The following is a 6,658-nucleotide window of genomic DNA, read 5'->3' as shown; positions in this document are numbered from 1 at the left end:
AAGATTATTTGACAGAAAGGAATCTGAATTGAATAATATAAGTATAACTAAGAAGAAATGAGTTGATTAATTAATGAGTTTATTAAGTGATATATTAAAAAATTTAGGCAGTGATGTTAATAAATCTAAATCCCCAAGAGATACACATGGACCTATTGTGAAAACTGGGCCCACAGCGGGACAAAATCGTTCTAGGAATAAGGACGGAGCTTGGAGAAAAAAGCGAAGTGATGCAGGAAAAAAACGTTAATGCTTATGTATCAATAAAATTTTCAAACATATATTATACCCATGAAGACCTAGCACCCATACTCGGGTGCTAGGTCTATTTTTATTTATCAAGGGAGAGTGTTAGTGATGTTTGATAATAGTCAGAAACGATATGTAACGAGAGGAGTAAATACGCAAATTAGTCATCAGATTCAGTTAGCTTGTTGGAGGCTAATTGATCGAGAGAATCAACTAGATAATGAATTGGATTACCTACAAATTTTTGAGTTCGAAGTACTCACACCCCGCCACTTAGCTATCATTCATCGACAAGAAGAACCTGAAAGAATCAATCGAATCATTATTGAACTGATTGAATGTACGATCCTTGATACTGAAAAATTATGGGTGATTGATGATGGATCGACGCAAACGATGTTACTACCGGAAGAATATTAAAAGGAGGCCATAGGATAATGACAGTCAAGAAACGAGTAAACGTAGTCAGCTTACAACTAATCAGAGAAAGCAGCTTTTTGTATGAACCACGAAAGTGTTCTTCACCCGAGGACGCTTACGAGTTGTTCTCACAGTTTATCGAGAAGAAAGCAACGGAACACCTAGTAGTAGCTTGTTTAAATACGAAAGGCGAAGTAGTCAATATTTCAACAGTACACATTGGATCAGTTAATCAATCACTCGCAGTGCCACGTGAAATTGTGAAGACAGCTTTACTATGCAATGCAGTCAATATTATCGTAGCCCATAATCATCCGAGTAATTCAACGGAACCCTCACGTGAAGATCGACGTTTTACTAAGAATTTATTGGATGCATGTCAGCTATTACAAATTGGACTAAGAGATCACATTATTATAGCCGCAGATGGTAGTTACTCTTCAATGAGAAGAGATGGTGTGTTCGCAGAGTTCATTTAACCCCTAACAGTAAATTTACTGTTAGGGGTTTTTATATAGGTACGACTACTAAAATATAAATCAAAAAGGAGAGAGGCAATTATGCTTGAAGAGGCCAAAGAACTATTAAAGCACTATTACCCCGAAGTAAACCAAGTAACCGAACTATCAATAGAAAGTGTATTACTAGGCAATGATGAATTAGATGAAAACTATGTACCTAAAGAATGGGCCAATCAACTACCAGAATTAGTTGAAACACATGTCTTTAGTTATGACGAAAAAGAGAGCTTAGTATTCTTCATCGTAGAGCCAACTACTCATCAATTACTGTACAAAGGAATCATCATAGAGGAGGTACTCGTATGGACTGGGAAGTAATTGTTACTGAACTAATCGACAACTTAGCAGATATACTAGCAGAATTGGAGGAAGAACTATGAGTGTTTATATCAAGTTGGGAATTAGATTATTTAGTGTGTTAGTTATCGGTATTATTCAAGAAAGAAAGGAGAATCAAAAGGCACATGATAAATAAAACAATGGACACCGCAATTGTTGAGGTATGGTCTAGTGGAACGGCTAGTGATAAGCAGCGCTACCTATTCAAAAAGACGTGGTGCAGTGATGCTAAAAATAATATGGTTGTGATTACCATTCATCCCGGATCAACTGATCCATTCGTTTCAGATTTAACGACACTATTTATTGAGAAGCATGTTCGGTCATTAGGTTATTCGGGATTTCTAGCAGTAAATTTATTCTCGAATACAGGGAGTAAGCGAAAGATGATTAATGACGAGAATAAGGAGGCCATTCAAACGGTATTGAAAGATAAGTCAATTACACAGATAGTGATTGCATGCGGATCGATACTAATGACGAATAAAATAGCGTATAATCAATGTAAGTCATTATATGAAGGGCTTCCTGCTAAATTGAAGAAGATGACTTCATTATTGGTTACTGATAATAACGAAATCGCTCATCCACTAAATGTCTATAGTCGATTGAGGTGGCATTTCAAAGAGGTGGATGCGTTCTTTAATGAAACAGATAAGATTTAAAAAGAAAGTCTAACCAATAAAGTGATAAGATATTTTTAAAAATAGATTTGATGTTAATATAGATATTGAATCTATTTTTTTTTAGAATTTCGTTTGTCTAACTTAATTTGACAAACGAAAAAATCAAAAAAACTACCCCAAAACTCAGGGTAGTTCGACGAAAAAATCTTATACTATTTCATTGTCCTATTGACGGGGTGCACACCAGAATCAACTTTCGGATGTTTTGCCTTTTTGTTGCTTTATGAGCTGGAAACGATCTTTTAGCTTTCAGTAGATTATGATTGTTTACCCAACATATCGATGACCCATGAAGGTGCTAATTCAGGTAGCTCAGTTCCATTTTCTCGTGCTTGTTTATAGTCATTTACTAGCATTGCTCGTTGAAATTCATAGGACAATTTTTTCTGCTAACTCAATTACTCTTTCCACTACATTTCTAGGAACTACGGTGACACCATCAGCGTCACCGACCACTAAGTCACCAGGATTTACAGAGACACCTGCGCAAAATACGGGAACATTTATTTTCCCTGGTCCTTTTTTTGCTGGGCTACGTTACATAATCCCTTTAGAGTAGACAGGGATAGCTAATTCTTTTAAGCCTAATTTGTCACGAACACAGCCATCAACGACGATACCACTTAGTCCAACGGCATCCGCTGCTCTAGCCAACAAATCGCATAAGTAGGCTCTCTCCATAGAGTTTTTCCCAGCTACAATCAATACATAGTCTGGCTTTCCTTGGTATATGGCGACGTGAATTGGGAAATTATCGCCATCCTCTGTATCAACTGTACAAGCCGTACCGACCATAAATTTCTGCTCATCGATAGGCATAAGAGAAGCGTCCATGGCCCCATTTTTTGCGATTCCTAATTTTTGCATCCCATCACAAAGCAAGGCAGGGCTTATTTTTTTTTGCGCGTGTGAGTAATTGCTCATTAATTTTTTCTGGTAAATCAAAATAAGTCTAAGTCATATCGATGTAGTCCTTTCTGCATGAGTGTATTGATTTTTCGGAACCAACTATCTAACGTAATTCATTTTTTCAAGCTATCTTTCTATTCTATTTTATCCTAAAATGAACGTATTAAACGAAAATCTTACTAGCTGAAAAAGAAATAGACAGAAGGAAAGGAATTAGCTGATGACAAATATAGTTACAATTAATAATATCACTCTGATTGGAACCGCTCATGTATCAAAAGAGAGTGTGAAAGAAGTGCAAGCAACAATTGATGCGATTCAACCGAAATACATAGGAATTGAACTTGATAAAGAACGTTTTGAAACAATGCAAAACAACAATAAATGGGAAAATACCGATATTGTCAAAGTCATCAAAGAGAAAAAAGTAGCACCGTTACTTATGCAAATTATTTTAGCTGCTTTTCAAAAAAGATTTGCTGCAAATACTGAATCAGCACCAGGGGCAGAATTTAAAATGGCTATAGAAAAAGCCCATGAACACAAAGCAGAGCTAAAATTATTGGATCGCAACATCAATATAACCTTGAATAGAATCTGGCGAAGTTTGACCTTTTGGCAAAAAGCTAAATTAATCGTCGCTTTTCTTTTTGGAAATGGCGAACAAGCGAACCTCGACGAGAACAAACTACAAGAAATCATGAATGAGGATATAATTGAAACGACTTTTTCATCACTAAGAGAAGAATTACCCGTGATTCACGATACATTAATTTTAGAAAGAAATGAATACATGGTTAACAATATTTTCGATATACATACTGATGAAAAAATTGTCGTTGTGATTGGCAAAGGCCACCTTAATGGTATGGCAGAACTGATCAAACAAAATAAAAATAGTCATAGAAACCAAGAATTAGATACGATTCCAAAGAAAACCATGGGGTCAAAAATACTAGAATATCTATTTCCAGCCTTAATTATTGGCTTAATCTTAGCATCTTTTTTCTTTGGAAATTACACAGTCGGGATGGAACAACTCAAAACATGGCTTTTATGGAACTCTTCGCTTGCGGCACTCTTCACCTTATTAGGGAGAGGAAGTCTATTGTCCGTCATTACAGCCTTTGTGACTGCGCCCATTGGCACCATCCATCCTATCCTAAATGTGGGTATGTTTGTTGCACTCGTTGAAGCATGGAGAAAAAAACCAACTGTTAAAGATATGTCTGACATTTTTAACGACATCAGCCATATCAAAACAATTTTCAAGAACAGATTCTTGCACATTATTGCTTTATTTTTCTTATCGTCCATGGGTGGTGCAATCGGAAATATCATCGGTGGTAGTCAATTAATTAAAAATTTCTTCTTTTAAAATGGCATTTAGGTAAGGTGGGATAGTGTTTTATCACACGTCTTTTGTAACAGCAATAAAAAAAGATTGTTTCAGCGGTTTTACTTGCTGAAACAATCTTTTTTTATTCAAATGCTTGATTCACATCGTCAATCATGATTTTTAATGATTCCAAGCCAGAACCTACAAGGTACCACACTTGTGGATCTAGTTGAATGACTTTGTTATTTTTACCTGCGTTTGTTTGTTTCACTATTTCATTATCAGCCATATCATTGTTGGATGTATCGCCCCCGATTGATTGTGTGCGATCCACTACAAAAAGAATATCGGGATTTTTTTCTAAAATGTATTCATAAGAAACGCTTTGTCCATGAGTAGAAGCCTCAATTGTATCATCTGCTTGTGCAAAGCCAAATGTATCGTGAACTATTGCAAAGCGAGAACCTTCACCATATGCTACGAAGGCAAACGTCACAAACTACAATCGCTGATAATTCATACCAAGGCTAGTCGATAATTCTTCTCCCAGTCCAGCGACAGTAATCTGATACCCTAGAACTTACAGCACGATCACCACGGGGACGGTTAAATAAATCAATTCGTAACTACCTGCCATGACTGTGGCGAAATGCCCCTGTAGCCAAGCGGACATGTTTTGGATCAATTGATAGTGATAAGCGAAAAAAATAGCTATCGCACTGATGACATTACCAAACATGACTCCAGCGAGTGGCAAAATTACTGAATCGCCTTTTGGTAGTAGACGACTAAGTGATAAAAATAACAAGACCCCTGCATAGGAAAAAAGAAATGCTACGAATGCTTTCATCAATGATGAACCTGTTGGGTAAAAAAGCATCACGACCAAAATGTCCAAACGAGCACTATCCATCATGCCAATAGTATTTGCCGAGACAAATTTATTTTGCATAAAATGCTGCATAATACGACCAGAAATACTTAACATTCCCCCTGCTAAAATCAAACTGATCGTTCGTGGTATGCGGGTTTTGGCTAGAAGTAACCATTGCATGCGATTGCCTTCCATCAATCCACTGACTGTCACTTCGTTTACACCGACAAAAATTGAAGTAGTCGCTAAAATTAAAAATATCAGCACCACTAACCACTTTTTCATATATCGGCCTCACTTCTTAATTGAAAATGATTCTCATTCTCTTTTATAGCATATTAATTTTGACTGAAAATTTCAACAATTTTTTAAGTATTTTTTCACAGATAGATAAAATAACTAACAAAAAATTCATCTTTTATGGAATAAATCAGTGGAATTGATAGAAAAGTATGTTGGATGAGAAGAGAAAAACCAAAAATAAACGTGGTATAACTACGAGAGAAGAAGTGGATTAATCATTAATTTTAAGAATACGGATATATTTGGGCAGTAAGATTATTTTTTCGGTAACAGCTATTGGATTCACTAGTGAATAAAAATTATTAGTAATCATAGTTGGCTAAGTTTTTTAGAGCGTTAAGATCACGAATAATATACGAATTTCCAAATTTTTCTAAAATATCTTTTTCGCGGAATTGCATGATAATTCTTAAAAGATGGCGATAACTTACGTTCAATATAGCTGCACAAGTAGTAAGTTGGAAAGTAAAAATATCATTTTTTTGATTTTCTAGGATAAACTTCGCTAAACGCATATCAAATGATTCAGCTAATGAGTTAGCCACCGTAATACTTGTATTGAGTCTAGTACTTAAAAGCCGACAGGTATTTTGTAAAAAAAGAACATCTTGCTGTAATGTATTCCGATAGGTTGCCAATGATATACAAATACAAATACATTTTGTCGCTGCTTTTACGCTACTTTTTGGCTCTATTCCCCATAATGATGACGCTTCACCTAAAGGCATCATTGCTGAGGCATAATTGATACAAATATTTTGAGTATCTGATGCATACGAGTATACAATTACAGTTCCTTCAACCAAAAAATAGAGAAAATCAGAAATTTCTCCACTTTGAATAAGATGTTCATTTTTCTCGAATGATTGTAAGGTTGATATTTCCTGTAAATTTGAATGCATATAATGGTTCAATTCATGATTCATGATATAGGACGATAAACGTTCGGAATCATTTATTCTTTTCACTAAAATACACTCCTTATTGGTTTTTATTAAGTATAACTTAAATAAAATAT

The 6,658-nt window shown here is 35.4% G+C and carries 8 protein-coding genes and 2 pseudogenes; 5 read left to right on the top strand and 5 right to left on the bottom strand.

Translation table 11 applies throughout. The features are described 5' to 3' along the window. Positions 1 to 357 precede the first annotated feature (357 nt). The 4 genes from HMPREF9088_RS09670 to HMPREF9088_RS09655 all read left to right on the top strand — a co-directional run bounded on the left by HMPREF9088_RS09670 (position 358) and on the right by HMPREF9088_RS09655 (position 2,194). Positions 358 to 669: a DUF960 family protein gene (locus HMPREF9088_RS09670; RefSeq protein WP_007209061.1), complete on the top strand. Its 312-nt coding sequence runs from the start codon at positions 358 to 360 to the stop codon at positions 667 to 669. Positions 670 to 686: 17 nt separating this feature from the next. After that, on the top strand, positions 687 to 1,148 hold the full coding sequence (locus HMPREF9088_RS09665) for a JAB domain-containing protein (protein WP_007209060.1): 462 nt from the start codon (positions 687 to 689) through the stop codon (positions 1,146 to 1,148). An 81-nt stretch (positions 1,149 to 1,229) separates the two neighbouring features. After that, the gene (locus tag HMPREF9088_RS09660; protein ID WP_007209059.1) at positions 1,230 to 1,508 is read left to right on the top strand and encodes a hypothetical protein; all 279 of its coding nucleotides are present in this window, start codon (positions 1,230 to 1,232) and stop codon (positions 1,506 to 1,508) included. Positions 1,509 to 1,654: 146 nt separating this feature from the next. After that, on the top strand, positions 1,655 to 2,194 hold the full coding sequence (locus HMPREF9088_RS09655; RefSeq protein ID WP_007209058.1) for a DUF1643 domain-containing protein: 540 nt from the start codon (positions 1,655 to 1,657) through the stop codon (positions 2,192 to 2,194). A gap of 278 nt (positions 2,195 to 2,472) precedes the next feature. Here the strand turns inward: HMPREF9088_RS09655 and HMPREF9088_RS12550 are convergent, their stop codons facing one another. Continuing rightward, complete coding sequence (locus tag HMPREF9088_RS12550; RefSeq protein ID WP_007209057.1) at positions 2,473 to 2,595, bottom strand: hypothetical protein; 123 nt, start codon at positions 2,593 to 2,595, stop codon at positions 2,473 to 2,475. After that, positions 2,585 to 3,139: pseudogene (locus HMPREF9088_RS12445) on the bottom strand (RraA family protein). Before HMPREF9088_RS12445 ends, HMPREF9088_RS12550 begins: the two are co-directional and overlap by 11 nt. A gap of 205 nt (positions 3,140 to 3,344) precedes the next feature. Here HMPREF9088_RS12445 and HMPREF9088_RS09645 point away from each other — a divergent pair. Then, positions 3,345 to 4,502: a TraB/GumN family protein gene (locus tag HMPREF9088_RS09645; protein ID WP_007209055.1), complete on the top strand. Its 1,158-nt coding sequence runs from the start codon at positions 3,345 to 3,347 to the stop codon at positions 4,500 to 4,502. Between the two features lie 103 nt (positions 4,503 to 4,605). Here HMPREF9088_RS09645 and HMPREF9088_RS09640 read toward each other — a convergent pair. The 3 genes and pseudogenes from HMPREF9088_RS09640 to HMPREF9088_RS09630 all read right to left on the bottom strand — a co-directional run. Next, positions 4,606 to 4,941, bottom strand: a pseudogene (locus HMPREF9088_RS09640) (ABC transporter substrate-binding protein); the annotation flags it as partial. Positions 4,942 to 5,043: 102 nt separating this feature from the next. After that, the gene (locus tag HMPREF9088_RS09635; RefSeq protein WP_007209053.1) at positions 5,044 to 5,622 is read right to left on the bottom strand and encodes an iron chelate uptake ABC transporter family permease subunit; all 579 of its coding nucleotides are present in this window, start codon (positions 5,620 to 5,622) and stop codon (positions 5,044 to 5,046) included. A 320-nt stretch (positions 5,623 to 5,942) separates the two neighbouring features. Continuing rightward, a complete protein-coding gene (locus tag HMPREF9088_RS09630) occupies positions 5,943 to 6,608 on the bottom strand; it encodes a cyclic nucleotide-binding domain-containing protein (RefSeq protein WP_040366970.1) in 666 nt (221 codons plus the stop codon). Positions 6,609 to 6,658 lie beyond the last annotated feature (50 nt).

Source organism: Enterococcus italicus DSM 15952 (assembly GCF_000185365.1).
In the GTDB taxonomy this organism is placed as follows: domain Bacteria; phylum Bacillota; class Bacilli; order Lactobacillales; family Enterococcaceae; genus Enterococcus_G; species Enterococcus_G italicus.
Note: the sequence above shows the minus strand (reverse complement) of the source record. Positions and strands in the feature narration are given on the sequence as shown.

Bases quoted from the DNA above. Each gene is read 5' to 3' on its own strand.
- HMPREF9088_RS09670 (WP_007209061.1), top strand. From the start codon at position 358: ATGTTTGATAATAGTCAGAAACGATATGTAACGAGAGGAGTAAATACG.
- HMPREF9088_RS09665 (WP_007209060.1), top strand. From the start codon at position 687: ATGACAGTCAAGAAACGAGTAAACGTAGTCAGCTTACAACTAATCAGA.
- HMPREF9088_RS09660 (WP_007209059.1), top strand. From the start codon at position 1,230: ATGCTTGAAGAGGCCAAAGAACTATTAAAGCACTATTACCCCGAAGTA.
- HMPREF9088_RS09655 (WP_007209058.1), top strand. From the start codon at position 1,655: ATGATAAATAAAACAATGGACACCGCAATTGTTGAGGTATGGTCTAGT.
- HMPREF9088_RS09645 (WP_007209055.1), top strand. From the start codon at position 3,345: ATGACAAATATAGTTACAATTAATAATATCACTCTGATTGGAACCGCT.
- HMPREF9088_RS09635 (WP_007209053.1), bottom strand. From the start codon at position 5,622: ATGAAAAAGTGGTTAGTGGTGCTGATATTTTTAATTTTAGCGACTACT.